This window comes from Pseudomonas sp. LAMO17WK12:I1 (assembly GCF_900177315.1).
GTDB lineage: Bacteria > Pseudomonadota > Gammaproteobacteria > Pseudomonadales > Pseudomonadaceae > Aquipseudomonas > Aquipseudomonas marginalis.
This window is the reverse complement of record NZ_FWZV01000007.1, coordinates 300,122-323,474: the sequence shown is the minus strand read 5'-3', so window position 1 is coordinate 323,474 and position 23,353 is coordinate 300,122. Positions and strand designations below refer to the sequence as shown.

Sequence of the window (23,353 nt, the reverse complement as noted above, 5' to 3'; positions counted from 1 at the left end):
GCTTATCACGGCACAAACTCCACCCTCAACCCCCGACTCGCACTGCGCCCCTGATCATCACTGACCCGCAGCCGATACTCCCCCGACTTAACCGGCCGCCAGTTCAATGTGGCTTGCGGCGGGCCCTGGCCGATCAAGGTTTGATCAGCAAACCAGTACAGCGTCGCCGCATCGCTGGCCGCATTCGCGTTCAGCGGGATGCTTTCCTGGGGTTGGGACAGGCGCAACTGATAGCTCACTTGAGTCAGCGGCGAGCGAATCTGCGGGGCTTCGCTCTGGTCGCTGATGCGGTTGGGCTGGCAGTTTTTCATCACGTTGGGTGGCGTGCGGCGGGGCAGGCCGGCGGCGCGGTACAGGCGTTGTATGTCGCTGGGCCAGAATTCGAAGACTTCCTCGCGGGTGTATTGCGCCTCGAACGGCGGGCATGCGGCCTTGCCGGTACGGGTGTCGATCAGTACCGGGCGGTGCAGGTTGGACACGCGAATCGGTGACACGCCGGGGATGTACCAGGTCTTGCGGGTTTGCGGGCACCAGCGGTTGGGCAATTCGCCCGAGGCGGCGCAGACGTCGATGCGCACCAGGCCGGCGGGTGGTTTGTCGGCCTTGATCACGACGTTGGGCAAGGCCAGGGGCAGGGCGTCGGCGATACGGAAGAACAGCGGCGCGGCGGTCTTGGCACCGATAAACGCCGGGTTGGGGCGACCATCGAAGTTGCCCACCCACACCACCAGCACGTAGGGGCCGACCAGGCCTGCGCTCCACGCATCATGGAACCCCCAGGACGTGCCGGTTTTCCAGGCGGTGCGCCAGTGCCGCGCGGGCAGGCCATCCGGGCGTGGGTTACGGCGCAGCATGTCACGCACCATAAAGGCCGCCTGCGGGGTGAGGAGCTGCGGGCCGGTAGCCTGGGGCTGCTCCTGCAGATAGCGCAACGGCCGCAGATGGCCGTCGCCCGCCAGCATCACGTACAGCCTCGCCAGTTCCTCGGGGGTCATCTCACCGCCACCGAGGGCCAGGGCCAAGCCGTAATGGCTTTCACCGCGCAGGCCCTTGACCCCGGCGCGTTGCAGCAACCCATACAACGACGGCGACTTCACCTGGCTGGCCAGCCACACCGCCGGGATATTCCGGCTACGGATCAATGCATCCCGTGCGGTCAGCGGCCCGACAAAACTGCCGTCGAAATTTTCCGGCTGGAAGTAGCCGAAGTTACTGGGCAAATCCTTGAGGATACTCATGGGGTGGATCACCCCTTGATCCAGCGCCAGCCCGTAGAGAAACGGCTTGAGGGTCGACCCCGGCGAGCGGCGTGATAACACGCCGTTGACCTGGCCGTGGATGCCTGTGGATAAGTAATCCGCCGAGCCCACCAGCGCCTTGACGCTCTGGTCGCGGCTGTCGATCAGGATGGCCGTGGCATTTTCCACACCGGTGCTGCGCCGCTCGGCGATAAAGCCGCTGATCAGGCGTTCGAGCAGTTGCTGCAAGGGCAGGTTGAGGGTGCTGTTGAGTTCGTTGCCGGGCTGGGATGCCAACAGCTGCTCGCTCAGATGCGGCGCCAGGAAGGGGATCTGCTGGCGATTGCGGGCTTCCAGGGGCAGCTCGAGCAAACTGGCGTTACGCGGGTCTTGTGGATATGTTTCGCGCCAGTCATTCATCAAGCGCAGTCGCGCGTTTTGCAGTGACGGCCCGAAGCGTGCGCGCCGCCCCGGCTGCTGGGGAATCACCGCCAGCGCCAAGGCTTCGGACAACGACAACTGCGCCGCTGCCTTGCCGAAGTAGATGCGACTGGCCGCTTCGGCGCCTTCGATATTGCCGCCCATGGGCGCCAGGTTCAGGTACGCCTCAAGAATGTCGTGCTTGCTGTAGCGCGCCTCCAGCCACAGGGCCAAGGCCATCTGCTGCAATTTGCCGGGTACCTGGCGGGTGTTGAGATCCCACAGGCGTCGTGCCAATTGCATGCTCAAGGTCGAGCCGCCCTGGCGTTGGCCGCCGCTGTAGGTGGCCAGGGCCGCGCGCAGCAACGCCGGGGGATTGATCCCCGGGTGCCAATGGAAATTGCGGTCTTCCTTGAGCAGCAAGGCCTCCACCAGTGACGGCGAGATGCGCTCCAGCGGCAGCCATAAGCGGTATTGGCCGTCATCCGCCAGGGTCATGCGCAGCAGCGAACCGTCATCGGCCAGCACCACCCGTGACGACGTCACAGCCTGTTCCAGCGGAGCGTGGGGCCATAGCCGCAGCCCCGCCAGCACCAGCGCCGCTGCCAGCAGCGGCGCCAGGTGTTTAAGGCTTGGTAATTTCAAGCTGGCCTACTTTGCCGCGCCCTTGCAGGGTGGGTTCGTACATGCCTTCGGCGTAGGCCGGTGGCGTATTGAACGTGCCGGCGTTGGTGGCGCGCACGCGATAGACGAAGGTGCCTACGTCGCGCAGTGCCGTGCCGTACAACACCACCCGATCATCACGCACATCCACGTAGTCCGGCTGCCAGTTGCTCAGCTCGGTTTCGCCGATGGGCGCTTGCCAGGCATCGGCTTCTTGTTCGCTTTCTTCTACGTATTCGGACGCTTCGCCTTCACTTTCCTCGCTGCTGGCGGCTTCCGGCTCCGGCGGCAAGTTATACACAGGCTCGACGCCACCGGGCAGCAGGTCGACCACCGCCACTTGCTGCACCTGGTCACGGTCGGTGGCACGCAGGCGCAAGCGCACCAGGAACTCATCGCCCACCGCCACTGTGCTCACTGGGTCGCCTTTGAGGTCGAGGTATTCGTGGATGATCTCCAGCCCGTTGTTGATCGGCTTGAGCTTGGCACCCTTGTCGAAACCGGCTTCGCTGAGCATGTAGAACGCCGCCGGGCCGTCGGATTTTTCCATCAGCAGTTTTTGCGTGGCGCCCGGTACCGCCGCGCGCGGTGGCTGGCCGGCCATTTCCAGCAGTTGTTGCTGCTTGTCGCCCAGCCAGGCAGTGGCCTTGAGGGTCATATCGCTTTGCGCGCGCTGGCCGTAGTTGTCCAAGGCACGCAGTAACAGCGCCGCCGACAGCGAGTTGTAGCGCTGTTCGTTGAGGCGCTTGCCGAGTTTATCCAGCAGGGCGGTAGGAACATCGTCCAGCAACTCGGGGAAATGGCGAGCGAGCAGATGCAGGTGCTCGGCATCGTGGACCAGCGGGTCGTAATACAGGCCGTCGCTGTCCCACTTATCCACAAGCGAACGCCAAGGGATCTTGCGGAACAAGGTGTCGGCCTGGCGATCCTGCTTGAGCAGTTTGTAGCTGGCCGCCAGGTAGGCGGCGCCCAGGTCGTTCTGCCAGCTGTCCTTGAAGTAGCTCTCGTAACGCTCGCGGATATCGCTCAAGGCGCCGCTCACCAGAATCCCCTGACGACTCAACAGGTAACTGGCGTAGGCGCGGTTGCGCAATTCAGACAGGCCTTCGCTCGGGCCGTTGGCCAGGTCCGTCAGATAGCTGTTGGCGCGCACCAGCAGGTCTTCCGGCACCGGTAGCCCGCGCTCCTTGGCTTCGATCAGGAAATCGGTGGCGTACAGGCTGGCGTAGGGCGCCACATCCGGGTTGGCGGCCCACAAACCGAAACCACCGGCCTGGTTCTGGCGCTGACGCAACATGCGCACCGCGCTGCTGAAGGCCTGTTCTGCCTCGGGTGCGGTGCCGCCCCAGATCAACGCCGGCATAGCCTTGGACACCAGTTGTTCGGTGCAGGCATAACCGTAGTCATCCAGGTAATGCTTGAGGCCGTTGGCCCATACCAGCGGCGAGGCGGCCACACCCAGTTGTACGTCGCGCAACTGGCTGAACAGTTCACGGGTGGGCTTGAGCTCTTTGCTGGCGCTGTCGAAACGGCCCAGGCTCAGGGCTACGCGATGCTCGCTCAGGGGACGGATCGAGGTGGTTTCCGCCACCTGGATCCGCTTGCCATCCGGCAACACGGCGACAAAGCGCAAATCCGCCGAACCGAGGGTTTCGCCGACCTTGATCTTGAACTCTGCGGTGCCCTCTTTGCGCGGTTGCAGGGACAAGGTGCTGGCTTTGTCGCCCTGCACCACCAGGCCGGCGCTGGTCTGCACTTCAAACTTCACGTCCGCTGCCGCCTCGAGGTTGCTGAATACTCCGGCGCTGACGTTGAACACATCACCCGGCGCCACGAAGGCTGGCACGTTCGGCGTGATGACGATCGGGCCACGGACCTCGGTATTGGCCTCGCTGACGCCCACGCTGTCGGCGTCCACAGCCACCGCGAACAGGTGCAGCTTGCCGTTGAAGCTGTCCGGCACCTGGTAATGCAGCACGGTTTCACCGGCGGGCAAGTCCACCAGCCCGGACCACCAGGCCACTGGCGGCTGGTGTTTACGCTTGAACGGGTTGAGGTGGTTGGCCAGGGCGCCTTCCGTATCGCCACCGGGCGCCGCCCCACTGAGCAGGCGGCTGAATTCCGGCAGGATCAGGTCAAGGATCTGACTGGTGCCGACTTCCAGCGCACGTTTCTGGAAGAAGAAGCCCAGCGGGTCCGGCGTCTGGTAGCGCGCTACCTGCAAGATGCCTTCGTCCACTGCATACACCACAGCACGGCCGGGGCGGTCGGCGTTGACCTTGATGTCCAGCGTCTGCCCCGGCTCGATTTTCGCCGGGCCCTCGACCTTCAACGCCATGCGCCGTGCATCCAGGTTGATGCTGAACGGCACCACCCCGTAGGACAGCGGGCTCATGTAGACCTCGGACGAGCCGATGTCGCGCACAAACTGCACGTTGACGTAGGCATTGCCCTCAAGCCCCGCAGGCACGCGGATATGTTGCACGCTGTTGGTACTGTCGGCCTTGAACCACTGCTGGGTGTAGACCTTGTCCCGCTCGATGGTGATCAGGCCCGCACCGGTGTAAGGCGCGCGGATGCTGATCGCGATCTCATCGCCGGTGGCGTAGCTGCGTTTATCCAGGCGCAGTTGCAGCTCGGCATTGCGTTCCAGGGAGCGCGAGGTATTCCCGCGTCCGGCCACGCTGTAGTCGATCTGGTTGAGCAGGTTGCCGTTGGCGTCCTTCACTTGCAGGGTGAAATCCCCTGGGGTGGCGGTGTTCAGGGCCTGCCTGGCGCCGTCCTTGGTCATCACCAGCGGCGAGGCCGGTTGGCTGATGTTCTTGATACGCGACTCGTACTTGTAGGTGCCGTTGGACTGTTTCACCAGTACCGACACGTAGCGGTGCTCGACCACTTCGCTGGTCAGGCCATCCACCGCCAACGGGGTGAGGTCTGGCGCGACGGTCAGCCATTGCACCTGGCGCGGGGCGTCCTTGGCGACGTACGACAGCGAGTCCTGACTTTTCACACCCACAAGGTAGGGCGCGGACGACACCAGCAAGGCACTTTGCGCCGCCACGTTACGGCCCCCTTCGGCCTCGAACACCTGGGTCATCACCTGCAAGCGATAGGTGCTGTTGGCGAAGCGTTGCAGGTTGAGGTCGAGTACGGCCTGGCCGTTGTCGTCGACGGTGGTTTCGGCCAGGTCTTCGGTGCTGGCCTCTTCCAGGGAATCGTTGAGGCGGAAACGGTAGTCGGGGTAACGCTCGAATGCCGCGAGCGTCGGGCTCAGGGACATCTTCGCGGTAACGCGACGGCCGGCCGCCGGGGCGCCGAACAGGTGCATCGCGGTGACCTTGGCCACCACCTGGTCCGGTGGAATCCAGCCCTGTACCAGGGTGTCGTGCAGGCTCAGGCTGACCTTCATGCGGTCCGGTTCGAAATCGCGGACCTTGAAGCTGACACTGCCGAGGTCGGTGCGGGTCTGTTTCTGGCCAATCAACTGCAAGGTCGCGGTGTAGTCACCGGCGGGGGCGACTTCGCTGCTGGGGAAATCAAAGGTTTCAAAACCGCTGGCGGACAGCTTCAGCGGCTGGCGAATCACTTCAAGGCCGCGCGGGTCGGTGATCTGCAGCTCCACGGGCAGGCCTTGCAGGGCACCTTTCCAGTTGCCGCTGCGCACGATCATGCCCAGGTGCGCGGTCTCGCCAGGGCGGTAAAGGCCACGGTCGGTGAACAGGTAGGCACTGAGGCGATCAATCGCGCCGTCTTCTTCCAAACCACCTACGTCGAAGCGCGACAAATCCAGCTGCTGGGACTGACGGGCGATCGGCAGGAACGACTGGTCATTGCCGCGGGTGACCACATACATCAGCGGCGTCTTCTCACGGCGCAGTTCATCCAGCTTGGCGAAATGCACGTGGCCTTCGCCGTCGGTGTGGCCGCTGCTTACCGGCAGACCGTTGCGGCCGATGATGTCGACCTGGGCGTCGGACACCGGCGAACCGTTGCCGATGGATTGCACATACACGTCATGGCTGCCATCGCTGGAGCGCTTGGCGATGATGCCGAGGTCGGTGACCACGATAAAGCGCAGGTCAGAGGTGGTGCTGCGCGAATAGTCGAAGGTGCGTTCGGCCGGCTCATCCTGAGGGCTGAGCTTGAGCACGAAAATGCCGCGACGGCCACCGTTGGCGGTGAGGTAGTGGCTCAGATCGACGTTGTCATACACGGTTTTCGCCGGGTCCGAGGACGACAGCGCAATATCCAGGGACTGGCGTTCAACCATGCGGTCGAAATACTCGTTGCCGAAATTGGGCCGGGCAAAGCTGCCGCTGCTCTGGTCCACCAGGTGCTGCAATTGGTTGGGCAGCAAGCGCGCGATTTCCACATGGGCGCCAGGTACACCACGGGCCATGAAACCCAGGCGTTTTTCGCCATTGAGGCTGAGCAACGCGCCGTCGGAGAGGAACTGCAAGGTGCGCGGATAAGCCGGCATGCTGATCAGCGAGGCCGTCGGGTTTTTCGCCAGGTAGCCACCGATGGCTTCCAGGTTGGCGGGCACGCGCACATACAGCGCACGGCCGGCCGGGGCCTTGAACTTGAAGGCGTGCAGGGTGTTCAGCGGTTCGACGCTGGGCACGTGGGTCAGCGTAACCTTGGTACTGCGGGCCAGCAGGGCATCGTCGATGTCGTTGCTGTTATAGGGACGGGTGTCGTCCTGGGCTTTTTCCGGCAACAGCCAGGCCTGGACCTTACCGGCAATGGTGTCATCGGCCACGGCACTGGAGCTGCTGAACATCAGCACCGGCTCAGGCTCGCCGCGTTCGTTATCCACAAAGCTCACTTCGGCGCCGGTAAAGGTCAGGCGATAGCGGCCGGGCACGGTGACTTCCGCCACCAGCGGCGCGGTGCTGGCGTTGCCGCCGTCGCGGGCCTTGATGCCTTCATCCAACTTGGCGCTGACCGGCGTGCTTTCCAGCGGTGTGGCCAGGGCGGCGGAGCGTACGTAGGCGTTCAGCCTGGTCTCGTCGAAGCTGATGTCCGGGCGGTTGGGCAACTGGGCGTCGCGGTAGGCCAGGCCTTTGCCGAGGGTGACCGAAACACGCTTGCGCAGGCTGTCTTCATCGACCGGGTGGGAAAAATGGAAGGTCGCCACCAGTTGTTTCAGCGTCGGGTTCGACGGGTCTTGATACAACTCGTTGTGTGCCAGGGTCGCGCGGAACGGCTGGGTGGAGAACTGGCTGCTGTACTGGCTGAGCAGTACGCCATCGGCCAGCAAACCTTTCCTGGCCAGATCAAGGGTGTAACCCGCTTCGATGGGCCAGTCTTTCTCCGGCACGAACAGCAGCGTGCGGTCATCGGACCAACGCCAGCTCCCGGCCACATTGGGTTTGAGGGTGATGCCTTCGGTGACCGGCTTGCCAATGGCGGCCAGCGGGGCCACCGATTCGGCAAAACGCACTTGCAAGTTATCCACAACCGGCGGTTGCTGGGTGTAGTCCGTCAGGTTGGGTTTGTGCAGCGAATAGCCCACGGTGTGGGGTTGCGGCAGGTTGGAGTACCAGTGCCAGCCATAGAAGCCAGCGGCCGCCAGCAGCACCAGGCCCAATATGCCGGCACCGGCCTGGCGCGGATAAGCGCGGGCTTTGTTACCCAGGTTCGCCAGGCCACGGGCGATGGCGCGCAGCCACAGCGGCGGATGCCATTGGCCGAAAACGGCCCCCACCACAGTCAGAAACACACCGACAACACGACGGCTGATGGCTTTGAGCGAATCGAACATGGTGAGCATCCCTGGCTAAGTGCGGCGTATCTTACAGGGTCTTTGATACAAAAGATGACGCCGATACGCCGCACGGCGGGGATGTTTACCGAGTCAGCTGCGCACGAATGCCGACAGCAGCGCGTAATCATTGGCGTCGGCAGCGCGAAGCGACTGGATGTAGCGGTGGCGAACTTCGTTCACGATTACCAGGTTACCGCGCCCCCAGGAGAAGGGAGCAAGACCACATTGCCTCAGCAGGCAATCGGTCATGAGGCGAGCATGTCTACCGTTGCCATTGGGGAAAGCGTGTAGCCACACAAGTCGATGATGAAAGCGCACGGCAATCTCTTCTGGCGGGAATACGTTGTGCTCCAGCCAATAAGCCACGTTGTCGAGCAATTGACGCAAGTTGACGGCAATCTGCGTCCAGTCACAGCCAATGTTTTTATCGGATTTGCGGAAAGTGCCGGCCCACTTCCAAGTGTCGTCGAACATTTTCACGTGCAGTTCGCGGCAGAAATGATCATTCAGCACATCCAGCTTTTTTTGCCGAGCTACCCAACGCGAGGCTTTGAGGATGTTTTGCGCCTCCCATTCATCCAGTTCGCCTTGGGTGGCGATGTGTCTCGGTTTCAGCCCAGCGACTTCGTCCGGATCGAGCGGGGTTTGACCGGGTTTAAGTTCCAGTTCTATTGCCATAGGCGTGTCCATGGACCGTCGAGCAATTCTTTGCGACGTTCATCAATCTGACGTTCGATGAAGGCATCAGAAGGACGTTGATCTTCGAGGCTCATGGAATGAGCGACGCCTAGGATTTCTTGCTTGGCCATGAGTTCGGCGCGGTCTTGGATGACTTCATGCAGGGGCTTTTTGGGGACAAGGCCGTACACGAGTTCACAGTCCAGTGCTGCCGCGAGCTTTCTTAGCTGTGCAAGCGAAATGCGATCCTCAGCTTCGGAACGCTCGGACTTGGTCAACGTCACTGAAGACACGCCCGCCATTTCGGCCTGGGCTCTTAATGAGCGACCCAACGATTCTCTGATAGAACGCAACCATCCGCCTGGCGGAACGGGTGCGCCTTTAACGGTGTTAAAGGGTTCAATAGCGCGTTCTACTTGAGAAAGGCGCAGCTTGTAGAGGTTGGAAGTACCCATGGTGAAAGACCTTTGTAAGCCTATAGGCTATCAATATTGAAATAAATATTAGCCTATAGGTATACATTAATCACAAAAAATAAGCCTATAAGCTAACAAAATACAGGATTCTGTTTGCCTATAGGCTTACAAAGCAATTCAATTTGTTAGCTTTCAAGAAGTTCAGGTCCACCAGTAGCGCACGAGGTGGAAGAAAATCGGCGCCGCAAAACATACCGAATCCAGGCGATCCAGCATGCCGCCGTGGCCTTCGATCATATGCCCCCAATCCTTCACCCCCCGGTCGCGCTTGATTGCCGACATGACGATGCCGCCGGCGAAGCCGAGCAGGTTGATCAGCAAGGCGATCAGGAACGACTGCCACGGGTTGAACGGCGTGGTCCACCACAGCGCCGCACCGATCAGGGAGGACAACAGAATCCCGCCGACAAAGCCTTCCACGGTTTTCGACGGCGACAGGTTGGGCGCGATCTTGTGTTTGCCGAACAGCTTGCCGCACACGTACTGCAGCACGTCCGAGAGTTGCACCACGATCACCAGGTAGGCGATCAGCAGCAGGTTGCGGCCTTCGTAGCCGGGGATGTCGAGGGTCAGCAGGGCGGGCACGAAGGATACGCAGAACACCGCAATCATCAGGCCCCATTGCACTTTGGAGGCGCGTTCCAGGAAGTGCGTGCTGTCGCCGCCGAGGGAGGCGAGGATCGGCAGCAGCAGGAACACATACACCGGGATAAAGATCGAGAACAGCCCGTACCAGTCCGAGTAGATCAGCAGGTATTGCAACGGCAACGCCAGGTAGAACGCGGCCACCAGGGCCGGGTAGTCGCTGCGCCGGGTGGGCGTGAGGGTCAGGAATTCGCGCAGGGCGTAGAACGACACTGCATAGAACAGCAGGATCACCGCACCGGTACCAAGCCAGAAGGCGATACCGATGACCACCACCATCACCCACCAGGCGTTGATGCGGGCGTTGAGGTTGTCGATCACCGCATTGGGCGTGCCACGGGTGCGCAGTTTGAGGATCAGGCCGATCAGCGAAGCGAGCACCAGGATCGCGCCGATGCCGCCGAATAACATCAGGGTTTGGCTATCCATCTCAGGAGTGCTCCGGGGCGAGGGCGAGCAGGGCGTCGCGGGTTCGGGCAAGGAACGCGGCTTTGTCTTCGCCTTCTTCCAATTGCAAGGGGGCGCCGAAGCTGGTGGTGCACAGCAAAGGCAGCGGCAGCACGCGGCCCTTGGGCATGACCCGGTTCAGGTTGGCGATCCACACCGGGATCAATTCGGCCTGTGGGTAACTTTTGGCCAGATGGTAGATGCCGCTTTTGAACGGCAGTAAGCCGTCCTCCAGGTTGCGCGTGCCCTCGGGAAAGATGATCAGCGAGTCGCCGCCTTCCAGCGCGGCGAGCATGGGCTGCAAGGGGTTATCCACAGGGTCCTTGCGCTCCCGGTCGATCAGCACGCCATTGAACACGCGGTTGATGATGTAGCGGCGTAGGGCGCTTTTGTTCCAGTAATCGCTGCCGGCCACCGGGCGCGTGAATTTGCGCAGGTTCTGTGGCAGTGAGGCCCACAGCAGCACGAAGTCGCCGTGGCTGCTGTGGTTGGCGAAATAGATACGTTGCACCGGCACTGGCGCGCAACCCAGCCACAGGCTGCGGGCGCCGGTGACGGTGCGGGCCATGGAGGTAATCAGCGTGGCGACCACGGGTTCGAACATGGGGGTTCCTTATGCGGCGAAAGGCAGCCAGGGACTGGCGAGGATCACGGCGAGGGTCAGCAGCGCTTGCGCGCCCAGCAGCCAGGCTTGTTTGCGCAGCAATTTGAGGGCGCCGCGACGGCGCTCGGTCCAGGGCCGGCCGGCCCGCTTGGGCGATTGCAGGCCAAGGGTCTGCAGGGCTTGATCGAGGTCCGCCGTGCGCTCGATGTCGCGGGCCAGCAGGGCGAACAGGTCGGCGTCAAAGGCCACCCGCAGCGCCCAGTACTTTTGCAGCAGCCCCAGGATAATCATCCACAGGCTGAGCAGCAGGCAGATGGTTGAAACACTCGCCATCAGCAACTGGGCCAGGCCGAATAACACCCCGGCCACGGTCAAGCCTGTGGATAACTGATCCAGCGAACGGCCACGGCGCAGCAGGCTGGCGACCACCTGGAGTTCCATATCAGCGGGCATGGGGCAAACCCTCCAATGCTTGACGATGAGCAGGATGCAGGACCACATGGGCCCGCGCTGTACGAATAATAGCCAGCGCTTGGTCCACCGTGGCAGCGCGCCCACTGTGCAGCAGCCAGGCGGCGATGGCGGTGGCGCTGCGTGAGTAGCCAAGGGCGCAGCACACCAGCACCGGGCCGCTTGCACGCAGGCGCTCGATGGCCTCGGCGGCTTGCTGGCAGTCGGCGGGTGTCGGGGCGATCAGGTCCAGCACCGGGATGCTTTGATACGCACGGCCTTGTGGATTAATCGGCAATTCGGCACAGAGGTCGACGATGGCGCTGAATGAATTTTGCTCTTTCGCACTGGGAATTCGCCCCAGCCAGACGTTATCCACAATCAGGTCCGGCTGTGGGTGTTTGCGTGTCCACAGGCGCGAGTTTATCCACGCCGCGGCCAGGTAGGGTGCGTACAGCCAACGCGCAGCAGGTGTAAGCCGGCCATCGCTGCGTTTTTGAAAGCCCGCAGCGCCGAGCACCAGGTAATTCGCCTTGATCAGGCCCAGGGACACCGCGGGCCAGAGCAGCCATAACCAGCCGCCGCCCAGGGAAAACGCCAGAATCGCCAGTGCCAAGGCTCCCAGGCCGTAGCGCAGGCCCACGCGCCAGCGCTTCGAATCCCGGGTCAGCCGTGCATTCAGCAAGGGGCTTGGGTGTTCCACCGGCCACAGCCACACGCATAGCCAGCCGGCGAGGGCGCCTGTGGGTAAGTCGATAAAGTGATGTTGATAAGTGGTCAGCACCGAAATACCGATCAAGGCGAACCAGCCATGCACCAGCCAGCGCCATAACCCTTGGGTGTGGCGCTGATACATGACCCACAGGATCACCAGCAGCGCGATATGCAGCGAGGGCGCCTGGTTGAAGGGTTTGTCGAACCCCGCCAATACGGCAAACAGCCAGCCGAACACACCATCCAGCTCCGGCCGCTCGAAGGTGAAGCGCAGCGGCCAGATCAGGAAGCAACTTACGGCGATGACCTGCGCGCTGAGCAGGCGCAGCGCGTGTTGCTTCAGCTCATGGCGGCTGTTGGGCAGCAGCAGGGAGAAACCGTAAAGCAGGTCGATGGACCAATAGGGCACGATGGTCCATGCCCAGAACGGCATATGGGTTTCCCAGCCGAACACCAGGGTGCCGACATCGCTGCGCTGGCTTGTAACCCACGTGGCGAAGCCGTAGGTGCTGAAAAACAGCGGCGCCAACAGCAGCAGCCACAGCACCGCTGGTTTCAATAGACCGGGTTCGCGCATGGTCAGATCTTCTGGGCCAGGGACACGGTAAAGATGCCCCACTCATCCACACGCTGGGTGATCTTGCGAAAGCCCGCGGCTTCTACCAACTGATCCATTTCTGCCTGGCTGCGACGGCGCATCACCCAGGCCTGGCCCTGGCGATGGCTGGTCAGTGCGCGGGCGATCAGTTCCAGTTGCGGGTGCCATGGCTGGCCGGTGTAGACCAGGTAACCGCCGGGCTCCACGGCTTCAGCCAGGCCGGCCAACGAACCACCGACCATGGCGTTATCGGCAAACAATTCATACAACCCGGACACCACCGCCAGCGTCGGCTTGGGTTGCAGTGCCGCCAAATCCAAGCGGTCAAACGCATCGCCTTTGACGAACTGCGCGATGTCTCCCAGGCCCTTCTCACGAATCAGCGCGCCACCGTCACGCACGTTGATGTCGCTGTAGTCGCGCAGCAGGATCGATTCCGGCAGCGGCGACACGCCCTGCAAGGCTTCAAGAATGTAGCGCCCGTGGCCGGCGGCGATGTCGACGATGCGCACTTCGCGCTGTTCATCCCTCAGCTTGGCCATGGCCAGGCGCAGCAGTTCCTCGACGTTCAACTTGCGCTGGCGAATACCGCGCCAGCCGATGGAGTTGAGGTAGTTGGTGTCGATCATGCGGCCCAGCCCGCCTTTGCCGGTGGGCGTGTTGCGGTACACGTAGTCCAGGGTGCTGCCGGAGTCGAAGCCGGTGTCGAAGCCCAGCTTGACGCCGTCCGACAGGTTCTTGCCCAGGCCCATGCTGGCGCGGGTCAGGCGCCAGTACAGGTCGCGCAGGGAATTGCGCGGCAAGGGTGCTGCGAGGGATTCGGATTCGGCGCAGGTGGCGCCCAGTTTGTCGGCGTCCAGCAGGGACGCACGGTCCAGCGGGTGTGCGAAGTTCTGCAGGATAAAGCGCCTGGCGCTGCTCACGGCCACCGCGCGGTCACGCTCGCCGAGGGTGTCGTGGAAAAAACCGGGGAGGATATGCAGTTCTTTTTTCAGGCTGCCAAGGCGGTCGAAAAATTGCTGCTGGGGTTTGCGGTGCACCACAAAGTCGGCGCCCGAGACCAGCACTTGGGTCGGCACCTGGATCGCCTGGGCATCGGCGACAACCCGGTCGGCGGCTTCGTACAGGCCCAGCAGCACGTTCACCGAGATGGCCTTGGTGATCAGCGGGTCGCTGTCGTAGGACGCCACGCGCTCCGGGTCATGGCTGAGGAACTTGGCCTTGACGTAGCTGTTGACGAAGAAGTTGCCGCGAAACCTGCGCATGAGCGCCAGGCCCGGCCGGGCAAAGGGCACGTACAGCTTGACCTTGAACGCCGGGGACGCGAGCACCAGGGCGCGGATTTTCGGCGCGTAGTCATGCACCCAGGTGGCTGCGATCACCGCGCCGACACTTTGGGCAATCACGGCACAGTCTTCTTCCTCGATGCCATAGGTGGCGCCGATATGGTCGCGGAAAGTTTGCACATCACGGGCGCTGGTGGCGAAGCTCGGGCTGTCGCCGCGTTCGCCAGGCGATTGGCCGTGACCCCGTGCGTCCCAGGCGAAGAAGTCGAACTGCGGCAAGTCCAGTTCATCCACCAGGTGCGCGATACGCCCCGAGTGCTCATGGCCGCGATGGAACAGCAGGATCGCCTTGCGCGGCTCGCCGTCCGCCGGCGCGCTGGCCGGCCAATGACGGTAGAAAAGCTCGACGCCGTCATGGGTACTGAAGGTGTGCTCTTGCTGTTCGCGCATTGCAAAATCCTTATGCAGAAGGGGAGATAGGTTGTTCTTCTTTCAAACCCTGGCGCACCCGGTTGACCAGGGTGTAGGCGAGCAGGGCGGCGACCAGCCACATCACAGTGTCGACCCAGCCAGCGCCGAGCCAGCCCAGCGCTACACCGGTGGCCAGCACGCCGAGGACAAACGCGCGGTCACTCTTGCCCATCGGCCCGTCATAGCGCCGTGACGCGCCGACCATCGGCCCCAGCACCCCGGCGTATTCGCTGAACACCGCCAGCAGCGCCACCAGCAGCACCGGCACCAGGCTCACGCCGGGGATCAGCGCGAAGGGCAGGATCAACGCACTGTCGGCAATCACGTCGCACAATTCATTGAGGTAGGCGCCCAGGCGCGACTGCTGGCCGAATTCCCGGGCGAGCATGCCGTCGATGGCGTTGAGGGCCATGCGCAGGATCATCCACAGCGGGATCAGCGCAAACAGCCACAGGTGCTGGGCGAAGCTGGCGATCAACAGGCCGACCAGCAGGGAAATGACCCCGGCGAGCACGGTGATCTGGTTGGCCGTGGTGCCATTGTCATAGAGGCGCTGCACGAGGGGACGCAGCAGGTTCTGAAACCGCGGTTTGAGCTGATAGATCGAAATCATGGGGGTGACGCTTCCTTGTCCGAGAGCCCGCGAAAAACTGCCTGGAGTGTGCCGATTATTCATGGCCTATACCAGTGATGGCGCGTGTTTATGGGGGTTTAGTCACGATCTGGAAAGCACTGAAGGACAAATGTGGGAGGGGGCTTGCCCCCGATGGCGGTCTACCGGTTGATGCATGTGCCGGCTGACCCATCGCCATCGGGAGCAAGCCCCCTCCCACAGGAGATTTCTGCCATGTTCAAAAACCCTGTTTAACGAACAAAAATTTCACGCCGCGTGTTATATCGTAACGAATTGTGTACAAGCGGGCGTGAGTGGATGCAAGTGGATCTAGAGGCGGACGGCGCTTCGGTGGAAGGCCTGCCGCGTTTTCAGCAAGGGCTGTTCCATGCCCGCCGATTGCGGCAAGCCGGTATCAGTCTGACAGTACTGGCCGTAGTCGGTTGGGTGCTGGCGTTGTTTGTCGCGCTGTTTGCACCGTTGTCGATCTGGCCGGTGGTGTTGATCAACTGCGCATCGGCCCTGCTGGTGCTGGTGGCAGGGCTGCAGTCGGCGTGGTGGGTGGCCGATTGGCGGGCCCAGGCGCTGGAGGCGCCGGCGGCCGAATTGCCCGTTGAAGAAACGGGTCGCTACGCGCGCCTTGTGGAACGCTTTGGCCGGCAGATCGGCGCCCCGGTCTTGTGGCTGGGCGGCTGGTCGCTGCTGGCGCTGGTCAGCATCATCGAATTCTGGAACCTGGGCCTGTCCTCGGCGCCTGTCGGCCAAGCGGCCAGCGTGGGGGCGGCATTGGCGTTGGCCCTGGCGTTTGGCTTGCTGGTGTTCGAACGGCGCCTGGCTCAGGAAACCACGGCCCAGTGGCCGGAAGCCGCGCAACTGGCGCAGTTGAGCCGGGTGGCGATTACCTGCCTGGTGGTCAGTGCCATTTGCCTGCTGTTTGCCGGGGCCGAGTCGGTCTGGCCGTTGCGCCTGGCGGTGCTGGTCGGGCTGTTGCCGGCGCTGGTGGCGGTGGAGTTTCTATTAAGAGGCCTGCTGTCGCTGTTCAGCCCGCGCCAGCCGCGCCTTGAACCACGGTTGATGGCGCAAAGCTTCATCGCCGGGTTGCTGCGCTGGCCGCCACAACCGCTGCTGGCGTTGCAGCGCGAATTACACAACCGTTTCGGCATCGACCTGCGCCAGATCTGGGCGTTTACCTACATGCGCCGGGCGTTTTTGCCGGTGCTGCTGGTGGTGCTGGCGGTCGGCTGGGCGCTGACCGGCGTGCATGAAGTGCCCCTGCAAGGCCGTGGGATTTATGAGCGCTTTGGCAAACCCGTCGAGGTGTTCGGCCCTGGCCTGCATGCCGGGTTGCCGTGGCCTTTGGGTCGTGTGTTAAACATCGAGAACGGCGTGGTGCATGAGTTGGCCACCAGCGTCAGCGAGGCCGCCGCACCGGAGCTGGCGTCAGCCGAAGGCCCGGCACCGCTGGTTGCCAATCGGCTGTGGGACGCCAGCCATGTGAATGACAAATCCCAGGTGATCGCCAGCAGCAGCGGCGATAAACAGAGCTTCCAGATCGTCAATATGGATGTGCGCTTCGTTTACCGCATTGGCCTCACCGACCAGGCCGCGCTCGCCGCCACCTATAACAGCGCGGATGTGCCGACCCTGATCCGCAGCACCGCCAGCCGCATCCTGGTGCACGATTTTGCCTCGCGTACCCTCGACGAATTGCTCGGCGAACAACGCACCCGCCTGGCCGACGAAATCGGCCGCGCCGTGCAGGCGGATTTGCAGAAACTCGACAGCGGCGTGGAAATCCTCGCCACTGTCGTGGAAGCCATCCACCCACCGGCCGGCGCGGCCAATGCCTACCACGGCGTGCAAGCCGCGCAGATCGGCGCCCAGGCCCTGATCTCCCGCGAGCGCGGCGCCGCCAGCGAACACACCAACCAGGCCTTGCTGCAAGCCAGCACCGCCCGCGACCAGGCCTTGGCCACCGCCCGCGAAGTGAATGCCGGTGCCCAAGCCGCCGACCTGCGCTTTACCGCCGAACAAAAGGCCTACGCCGCGGCCGGTCGGGCCTTTGTGCTGGAACAGTACCTGGGCCAACTCAGCCTGGGCCTGGCCCACGCCAAGCTGCTTATTCTGGATCACCGCCTGGGCGCCGAAGGTGCACCGACGATTGATCTGCGTTCTTTTACTTTGCCGGCCGACCCTTCGCTGCCGCGTAAAGCCGTTCAATAAGGAGTCTGTCTGTTGAGCGCTCATTCTCACGATCATGGTCACCACCACGGCCACCATCACCCTCATCACGGTGATGAACAGGCGGCGGGTCCTTTCCCTTGGCGGCGTATGGCCTGGGCGGTGTTGCTGGTGCTGTTCGCGGTGGCGGCGGCGAGCCTGGTGCAGGTGCGCTCCGGCGAGGCCACGGTGATTACCCGCTTCGGCAACCCGTCGCGGGTGTTGCTGGAACCGGGCCTGGGCTGGCGTTGGCCGGCGCCGTTCGAAGCGGCGATCCCGGTGGACTTGCGCCTGCGCACCACCTCCAGCGGCTTGCAGGATGTGGGCACGCGCGACGGCCTGCGGATTATCGTGCAGGCCTATGTGGCGTGGCAGGTGCAGGGCGATGCCGACAATGTGCAGCGCTTTATGCGCGCCGTGCAGAACCAGCCGGATGAGGCGGCGCGGCAGATCCGCACCTTTGTCGGCTCGGCGCTGGAAACCACGGCGGCCAGTTTTGACCTGTCGAGCTTGATCAACACCGACGCCAGCCAGGTGCGCATCGCCGATTTCGAGGCGCAGTTGCGCCAGCAGATTGATCAACAATTGCTCACCACCTATGGCGTACGAGTGGCGCAGGTGGGGATCGAGCGCCTGACGTTGCCGTCGGTCACGCTGACCGCCACCGTCGACCGCATGCGTGCCGAGCGTGAAACCATCGCCACCGAACGCACGGCCGTGGGCAAGCGCGAGGCCGCGCAGATTCGCTCCGCGGCTGAGCGTGATGCGCGCATCGTGCAGGCCGATGCCACGGTGAAAGCCGCCGACATCGAAGCCCAGTCGCGGGTCGAAGCCGCGCAGATTTATGGGCGTGCCTACGCCGGCAATCCGCAGCTGTATAACCTGCTGCGCTCCCTGGATACCCTGGGCACGGTCGTGACCCCCGGCACCAAAATCATCCTGCGCACCGACGCCGCGCCCTTTCGCGCGTTGGTGGACGGGCCCAAGGACGTTCAGCCATGACCGAGCGTGACAGCCCGGACAGCCCCTGGATCCAGGCCGGGCGCCTGACGTTCCTGGCGTTGTACGCGGTGACGGTGTTGGCCGCATTGGCATGGGCGTTTTCCAATGTGCGGCAGATCGACCCGCAGAACCGTGCGGTGGTGCTGCACTTCGGCGCCCTCGACCGCATCCAGAATGCCGGGCTGCTGCTGGCCTGGCCGCAGCCGTTCGAGCAGGTGGTGTTATTGCCGGCGGCCGACCGGGTGATCGAGCGTCGGGTGGAGAACCTGTTGCGTTCCGATGCGGCGGTGCAGGCTGATCGTGTGGCCAGTTTCTCCACGCCCTTGAGCGATGCCCTGGCCGGCTCCGGCTACCTGCTGACCGGCGATGCCGGAGTGGTGCAGCTGGATGTGCGGGTGTTCTACAAGGTCACCGAACCCTACGCCTTTGTGTTGCAGGGCGCGCATGTGCTGCCGGCCCTGGATCGCCTGGTGACCCGCAGCGCCGTGGCCCTGACGGCGGTGCGCGATCTGGACACGATCCTGGTGGCGCGCCCCGAATTGATCGGTACCGACAACGGCGCCGCCGAGCGTCGCGAGCGGCTGCGGGGTGACTTGGTGCAAGGCATCAACAAGCGCCTGGCCGAGTTGGCCGCCACCGGTCTGGGGCTGGGCATCGAGGTGACGCGGGTCGATGTGCAATCGAGCCTGCCGGGCCCGGCGGTGAACGCATTCAACGCCGTACTCACCGCCAGTCAACAAGCCGACAAAGCCGTGGCAAACGCCCGGACCGAAGCGGAAAAACTCACCCAGACCGCCAACCAGCAGGCCGACCGCCTGGTGCAGGTTGCCCACGCCCAGGCCAGTGAACGCCTGGCCAATGCCCAGGCGCAAACGGCCACGGTCGCCAGCCTGGCCCAGGTCAAAGACCCGGGCTTGCTGTTGCGCCTGTACCGCGAGCGTATGCCGAAGATTCTCGGCCAGGCCGGTTCGGTGACCACGGTCGATCCTGAAGACGACTCCCGCTTGATCATCCAGGGAGCCGAACAATGAGCGCACCCATGCTGACCTCCGCCGAACAGCGCAGCGCTGCCCGGCAATTGACCCTGGCCATGCTCGCCCTGGGCTTGCTGATGCTGGGGCTGGTATGGCGCTGGCTGGCGCCGGACCAGACGGGCGTCAGCCAGTTGCTGCTCGGTGTGGCCTCGTTGCTGGTGGCGGTGCCGGTGATGCGCTCGGCCTGGTACAGCCTGCGTTTTCCCAGCCTGCATGGCATTACCGACCAACTGATCGCCCTGGCGATGCTCGGCGCCTGGGCCACCGGCGATCTGCTCACCGCCGCGCTGCTGCCGATCATCATGATCTTCGGCCACGTATTGGAAGAGCGCAGCGTGATCGGCTCCCAGGAGGCGATTCATGCCCTGGGTAAACTGACCCGCAGCCATGCGCGGCGGGTGCAGGCCGACGGCAGCATCATCGAAGTGGATAACGGCACCCTGAGCACCGGCGATATCGTCGAGGTGCGTGCCGGTGATCGGGTGCCCGCCGATGGCGTGGTGCTGTCGGGCCAGGCGAGCCTGGACACGGCGCCGATCACCGGTGAGTCGGTGCCGTTGGAAGCCAGTGTGGGTGTGCAGGTGTTTGGCGGGGCGATCAACCTCGATGGCCTGTTGCGCCTGCAAGTGACGCGTACCGGCAATGAGTCGACCCTGGGCAAAGTCATCGCGCTGATGCAGAACGCCGAACGTTCCAAGCCGCCGATCACGCGGCTGCTGGAGCGTTACGCGGGCAGCTATATGGTGTTGGTGTTGCTGCTGGCGGCAGTAACCTGGTTTGTGACCAATGACGCCCAGGCGATGCTCGCGGTGCTGGTGGCGGCGTGCCCCTGCGCCCTGGTGCTGTCGGCACCGGCAACGGCGATTGCCGGGATTGCCGTGGCGGCCCGGCACGGGATCCTGATTCGCAGCTCGGCGTTCCTCGAAGAGTTGGCGGACCTGACCTCGCTGGTAGTGGACAAGACCGGCACCCTGACCTTCGGCACCCTGCGCTTGCAGTCCATCGAGACCTCGTCGACCGACCGCCAGGCGCTGCTCAACCTGGCGGCCAGCCTCGGTTCGGCCAGTAGCCACCCGGTCAGCCGTGCGTTGGCGGGGTTGGCGACTCAGGCGCAACTGCTGGCGCTCACGGATATTCGCGAGCGCCAGGGCTTAGGCGTTGTGGCACAGACCGAGCAGGGCGAAGCGGCGTTGGGCCGTCCCGAGTTGTTCGAGCAATTGGGTATTGTCACGACGACGGTGCCGAACCATGACGGCCCGATTGCCGGGCTGGCCCTGAACGGGCAGTTCCTGGCCTGGCTGCTGCTGGCCGACAGCGTCAAGCCGGAGGCGCGCCAGGCCCTGCAAGAGTTGCGGGATTTGGGCCTGGGTCGCCAACTGCTGCTGACTGGCGACCGTCAAAGCGTGGCCGACAGCCTGGCGCTGGACGTGGGCATCAGCGATGTCGAAGCCCAGGCGTTGCCGGAAGACAAGCTCAACCGCGTGCTGGGGGAAATCGGCAGCGGCTTCCGGCCCATGGTGGTCGGTGATGGGATCAACGATTCCCTGGCGCTCAAGGCTGGCGTGGTTGGGGTGGCCATGGGCGCGGGTGGGGCGGACATTGCGCTGGCCTCGGCGGATGTGGTGTTGATCGGCAGCGACCTGCGGCGCCTGGGCACCTGTGTGCGCTTGAGTCGCCAGTGCCGGCGTACGTTGCAGGTCAACGTGGTCATCGGCCTGGGCTGGACCTTGGCTATCGTGGTGTTTGCCGCCTTTGGCTGGTTGGGTGCTGCGGGGGCGATGATTGCGGCGGTGCTGCATAACCTCAGCACCTTGCTGGTACTGGGCAATGCCGGGCGTTTGCTGCGGTTTCAGGAGCCGCTGTCGAAGCTTGAGGATTAATTTCAGAAATATTTGCACACGGCTGTAACGCCGATAAGGGGCCTCACTCTAGTGCTGTGTCGAGACTGGGCAATCCGTTCAGACCGACGCCACTACCGATCATGAGGAATACGAGAATGAAGATTAAATCCGCTGCTGCTGGTGCTGCCCTGGCGATGGCCGCCGCCACCATGTTTGCTGGTGTTGCGACCCAGGTACAAGCCGCCGATGCGCAAGTGCATTGCTACGGCGTGACGTCCTGCAAAGGCATGAACGACTGCAAAACCGCTGAAAACGCCTGCAAAGGCCAGGCGGTGTGCAAGGGCCACGGCTTCAAGGCCATGACCAAGGCCGCCTGTGACGCAGCGGGCGGCAAAGTCGGCGAATAACCGGCAAACGAGTGCAACCGCAGCGGCAGCCCCCACCGCTGCGGACACTTTGCCCAGGAGCGAGTCATGTCCGCGTCCCTTCCAAGTCTGGGTTACGGCCTGGGTTTACGCAGTGAGTACTACCAGCAGATCCTTGAACAAGCGCCGGCCGTGGATTGGTTCGAAGTGATCTCCGAGAACTATCTGGTGCAGGGCGGTAAAGCCTTGTACTACCTGGATGCGATAGCCGAGCGTTACCCGTTGGTGATGCACGGTGTGTCCCTGTCCATCGGCGGCCCCCACCCCGTCGACATGGACTACCTGAAACACCTCAAGCAGCTCGCGGAGCGCATCCAGCCCGCGTGGATTTCCGATCATTTGTGCTGGAGTCGTGGCAGCGCGCACCAGTTGCATGACCTGCTGCCCCTGCCTTACACCGAAGAAAGCCTCTACTACGTAGCTGCTCGCGTTCGCCAAGTGCAGGATGTGTTGCAGCGCCCGCTGGTGCTGGAAAACGTCTCCAGTTATGTGCGTGCCAAGGCGGATGAATTCACCGAATGGGAATTCCTCAATGCCCTGGCCCACCTGTCGGGCTGCCAGTTGCTGCTTGACGTTAACAATGTGTATGTCAGTGCGCGCAACCATGGCTTCGATGCCTGGACCTTTATCCGCAACCTGCCGCCCGACAGCATCCGCCAGCTGCATCTGGCAGGGCATATGGATTACGGCGACTACGTGGTCGATACCCACGACCATCCGGTGTGCGATCCGGTGTGGGCGTTGTATCAACAGACCCTGGAGCATTTCGGGCCGGTCTCGACGCTGTTGGAGCGCGATGACCATTTCCCGCCGTTCGAAGAGCTCCTCACCGAGCTGGAAAAGGCCCGCAAGCTAGGCGCCGCAGCCTTGGCCCGGAGGTCGTTATGCGCCTGATCGACTGGCAGTTGGCCTTTGAACAGCACCTGTCAGCGCAGACGCCAGATACCACCAATGGCTTTGCCGCCACGTTATTGGGTGGGCCGACGCTGGACGTGGACACCGGCCTGGCGATCTACCACAACGCTTATCTGGCACGGCTGCAGGAGGTGTTGCGGCACGACTTCAGCGCCATCCGGTATTGGCTGGGGGATGATGAGTTTGCGCTGCTGACGCAAGCCTATGTGCGTCGTTATCCCTCGGCTCACTACAGCCTGCGCTGGCTGGGCGAACGGTTTCCGGCGTTTATCCACGAGCACCTGGTGGCCGAGCAAAGTGCGCCGCTGGTTGAACTGGCCCAGTTGGAGTGGGCCTTCACCCTGGCGTTCGATGCGCCGCAGGGTGAGCCGCTGACCCAGGATGATATGGCGGTGCTGCCGCCCGAGGATTGGCCCGGTTTGCAGGTCTTCCTGACACCATCCGTACAGCAGCGGCTTTGCCACTTCAACACCGTGGCCATCTGGCGTGCCAGCAAGGATGGCGCGGATTTCCCCGACAGCCACACCTTGGACTTCGCACAGATCTGCCTGGTATGGCGCGATCAGAATGTGTGCCGTTATCGCAGCCTGGGACCGGCCGAGGCGTTTGCGCTGGCGGGGATGGTGACGACCGGTTGGCGCTTCGCAGAACTGTGTGCGCAACTGGCAGTCACTTATGGAGAGGGTGCACCACTGCAAGCGGTGACATGGCTGAAACAGTGGATCCAGGACGGTTTGCTCCAGCGCCGGGCCCCATAGAAGAACGCTATCAAATCGATAGCCTCCTACTTTTTATCGGGATGGTCTACCCTCATTCCAGACGTCTGAAACAAGGGGGGACTAC

General features: G+C 63.2%; 17 protein-coding genes. 7 read left to right on the top strand and 10 right to left on the bottom strand.

Features of this window, described 5'->3' with window-relative positions; all coding sequences use genetic code 11:
• Nucleotides 1-5: 5 nt before the first annotated feature.
• From pbpC to B9N88_RS15835, 10 genes are all read right to left on the bottom strand, one after another.
• Complete coding sequence (gene pbpC, locus B9N88_RS15880; RefSeq protein WP_027608182.1) at nucleotides 6-2,303, bottom strand: penicillin-binding protein 1C; 2,298 nt, start codon at nucleotides 2,301-2,303, stop codon at nucleotides 6-8.
• The gene (locus B9N88_RS15875; RefSeq protein ID WP_027608183.1) at nucleotides 2,284-8,088 is read right to left on the bottom strand and encodes an alpha-2-macroglobulin; all 5,805 of its coding nucleotides are present in this window, start codon (nucleotides 8,086-8,088) and stop codon (nucleotides 2,284-2,286) included. The genes pbpC and B9N88_RS15875 overlap by 20 nt, the downstream gene beginning before the upstream one ends.
• 93 nt (nucleotides 8,089-8,181) lie before the next feature.
• Entirely contained in the window at nucleotides 8,182-8,769 is a 588-nt protein-coding gene (locus tag B9N88_RS15870) for a mobile mystery protein B (RefSeq protein ID WP_027608184.1), read from the bottom strand.
• On the bottom strand, nucleotides 8,760-9,224 hold the full coding sequence (locus B9N88_RS15865; RefSeq protein ID WP_027608185.1) for a helix-turn-helix domain-containing protein: 465 nt from the start codon (nucleotides 9,222-9,224) through the stop codon (nucleotides 8,760-8,762). Before B9N88_RS15865 ends, B9N88_RS15870 begins: the two co-directional genes overlap by 10 nt.
• A gap of 162 nt (nucleotides 9,225-9,386) precedes the next feature.
• Nucleotides 9,387-10,319: a phosphatidate cytidylyltransferase gene (locus B9N88_RS15860; RefSeq protein ID WP_017528659.1), complete on the bottom strand. Its 933-nt coding sequence runs from the start codon at nucleotides 10,317-10,319 to the stop codon at nucleotides 9,387-9,389.
• A 1-nt stretch (nucleotide 10,320) separates the two neighbouring features.
• A complete protein-coding gene (locus B9N88_RS15855) occupies nucleotides 10,321-10,941 on the bottom strand; it encodes a lysophospholipid acyltransferase family protein (protein ID WP_027608186.1) in 621 nt (206 codons plus the stop codon).
• A gap of 9 nt (nucleotides 10,942-10,950) precedes the next feature.
• Complete coding sequence (locus B9N88_RS15850; RefSeq protein WP_027608187.1) at nucleotides 10,951-11,394, bottom strand: hypothetical protein; 444 nt, start codon at nucleotides 11,392-11,394, stop codon at nucleotides 10,951-10,953.
• Nucleotides 11,384-12,682 carry a phosphatase PAP2/dual specificity phosphatase family protein gene (locus tag B9N88_RS15845; RefSeq protein WP_027608188.1) on the bottom strand — a complete coding sequence of 433 codons (1,299 nt, stop codon included), beginning with the start codon at nucleotides 12,680-12,682 and terminating at the stop codon, nucleotides 11,384-11,386. Before B9N88_RS15845 ends, B9N88_RS15850 begins: the two co-directional genes overlap by 11 nt.
• Before the next feature lie 2 nt (nucleotides 12,683-12,684).
• Nucleotides 12,685-14,439 carry a bifunctional alpha/beta hydrolase/class I SAM-dependent methyltransferase gene (locus B9N88_RS15840; protein WP_027608189.1) on the bottom strand — a complete coding sequence of 585 codons (1,755 nt, stop codon included), beginning with the start codon at nucleotides 14,437-14,439 and terminating at the stop codon, nucleotides 12,685-12,687.
• Nucleotides 14,440-14,449: 10 nt separating this feature from the next.
• Nucleotides 14,450-15,073, bottom strand: a complete 624-nt coding sequence (locus B9N88_RS15835) for a CDP-alcohol phosphatidyltransferase family protein (protein WP_027608190.1) — start codon at nucleotides 15,071-15,073, stop codon at nucleotides 14,450-14,452.
• A 318-nt stretch (nucleotides 15,074-15,391) separates the two neighbouring features.
• On the opposite strand from B9N88_RS15835, the gene hflK (B9N88_RS15830) reads away from it, so the two are divergent.
• The 7 genes from hflK (B9N88_RS15830) (at nucleotide 15,392) to B9N88_RS15800 (ending at nucleotide 23,268) form a co-directional block, all read left to right on the top strand.
• Entirely contained in the window at nucleotides 15,392-17,296 is a 1,905-nt protein-coding gene (gene hflK / locus B9N88_RS15830; protein WP_027608191.1) for a protease modulator HflK, read from the top strand.
• 12 nt (nucleotides 17,297-17,308) lie between these two features.
• Nucleotides 17,309-18,295: a protease modulator HflC gene (hflC, locus tag B9N88_RS15825; protein WP_027608192.1), complete on the top strand. Its 987-nt coding sequence runs from the start codon at nucleotides 17,309-17,311 to the stop codon at nucleotides 18,293-18,295.
• Nucleotides 18,292-19,326, top strand: a complete 1,035-nt coding sequence (gene hflK, locus B9N88_RS15820; protein ID WP_027608193.1) for a protease modulator HflK — start codon at nucleotides 18,292-18,294, stop codon at nucleotides 19,324-19,326. The genes hflC and hflK (B9N88_RS15820) overlap by 4 nt, the downstream gene beginning before the upstream one ends.
• The gene (locus tag B9N88_RS15815) at nucleotides 19,323-21,209 is read left to right on the top strand and encodes a cation-translocating P-type ATPase (protein WP_027608194.1); all 1,887 of its coding nucleotides are present in this window, start codon (nucleotides 19,323-19,325) and stop codon (nucleotides 21,207-21,209) included. The genes hflK (B9N88_RS15820) and B9N88_RS15815 overlap by 4 nt, the downstream gene beginning before the upstream one ends.
• A gap of 116 nt (nucleotides 21,210-21,325) precedes the next feature.
• Nucleotides 21,326-21,577 (top strand): BufA2 family periplasmic bufferin-type metallophore, encoded by a 252-nt coding sequence (locus tag B9N88_RS15810; RefSeq protein ID WP_027608195.1) that lies wholly within the window; start codon nucleotides 21,326-21,328, stop codon nucleotides 21,575-21,577.
• 66 nt (nucleotides 21,578-21,643) lie between these two features.
• A complete protein-coding gene (locus B9N88_RS15805) occupies nucleotides 21,644-22,489 on the top strand; it encodes an MNIO family bufferin maturase (protein WP_027608196.1) in 846 nt (281 codons plus the stop codon).
• The gene (locus B9N88_RS15800; protein ID WP_027608197.1) at nucleotides 22,480-23,268 is read left to right on the top strand and encodes an HvfC/BufC N-terminal domain-containing protein; all 789 of its coding nucleotides are present in this window, start codon (nucleotides 22,480-22,482) and stop codon (nucleotides 23,266-23,268) included. The genes B9N88_RS15805 and B9N88_RS15800 overlap by 10 nt, the downstream gene beginning before the upstream one ends.
• Nucleotides 23,269-23,353: the final 85 nt, after the last annotated feature.

Excerpts from the sequence above, each read along its gene's own strand:
- B9N88_RS15875 (WP_027608183.1), bottom strand. The coding sequence starts at position 8,088 with ATGTTCGATTCGCTCAAAGCCATCAGCCGTCGTGTTGTCGGTGTGTTT.
- B9N88_RS15870 (WP_027608184.1), bottom strand. The coding sequence starts at position 8,769 with ATGGCAATAGAACTGGAACTTAAACCCGGTCAAACCCCGCTCGATCCG.
- B9N88_RS15865 (WP_027608185.1), bottom strand. The coding sequence starts at position 9,224 with ATGGGTACTTCCAACCTCTACAAGCTGCGCCTTTCTCAAGTAGAACGC.
- B9N88_RS15860 (WP_017528659.1), bottom strand. The coding sequence starts at position 10,319 with ATGGATAGCCAAACCCTGATGTTATTCGGCGGCATCGGCGCGATCCTG.
- B9N88_RS15855 (WP_027608186.1), bottom strand. The coding sequence starts at position 10,941 with ATGTTCGAACCCGTGGTCGCCACGCTGATTACCTCCATGGCCCGCACC.
- B9N88_RS15850 (WP_027608187.1), bottom strand. The coding sequence starts at position 11,394 with ATGCCCGCTGATATGGAACTCCAGGTGGTCGCCAGCCTGCTGCGCCGT.
- B9N88_RS15845 (WP_027608188.1), bottom strand. The coding sequence starts at position 12,682 with ATGCGCGAACCCGGTCTATTGAAACCAGCGGTGCTGTGGCTGCTGCTG.
- B9N88_RS15840 (WP_027608189.1), bottom strand. The coding sequence starts at position 14,439 with ATGCGCGAACAGCAAGAGCACACCTTCAGTACCCATGACGGCGTCGAG.
- B9N88_RS15835 (WP_027608190.1), bottom strand. The coding sequence starts at position 15,073 with ATGATTTCGATCTATCAGCTCAAACCGCGGTTTCAGAACCTGCTGCGT.
- hflK (WP_027608191.1), top strand. The coding sequence starts at position 15,392 with ATGCAAGTGGATCTAGAGGCGGACGGCGCTTCGGTGGAAGGCCTGCCG.
- hflK (WP_027608193.1), top strand. The coding sequence starts at position 18,292 with ATGACCGAGCGTGACAGCCCGGACAGCCCCTGGATCCAGGCCGGGCGC.
- B9N88_RS15815 (WP_027608194.1), top strand. The coding sequence starts at position 19,323 with ATGAGCGCACCCATGCTGACCTCCGCCGAACAGCGCAGCGCTGCCCGG.
- B9N88_RS15810 (WP_027608195.1), top strand. The coding sequence starts at position 21,326 with ATGAAGATTAAATCCGCTGCTGCTGGTGCTGCCCTGGCGATGGCCGCC.
- B9N88_RS15805 (WP_027608196.1), top strand. The coding sequence starts at position 21,644 with ATGTCCGCGTCCCTTCCAAGTCTGGGTTACGGCCTGGGTTTACGCAGT.
- B9N88_RS15800 (WP_027608197.1), top strand. The coding sequence starts at position 22,480 with ATGCGCCTGATCGACTGGCAGTTGGCCTTTGAACAGCACCTGTCAGCG.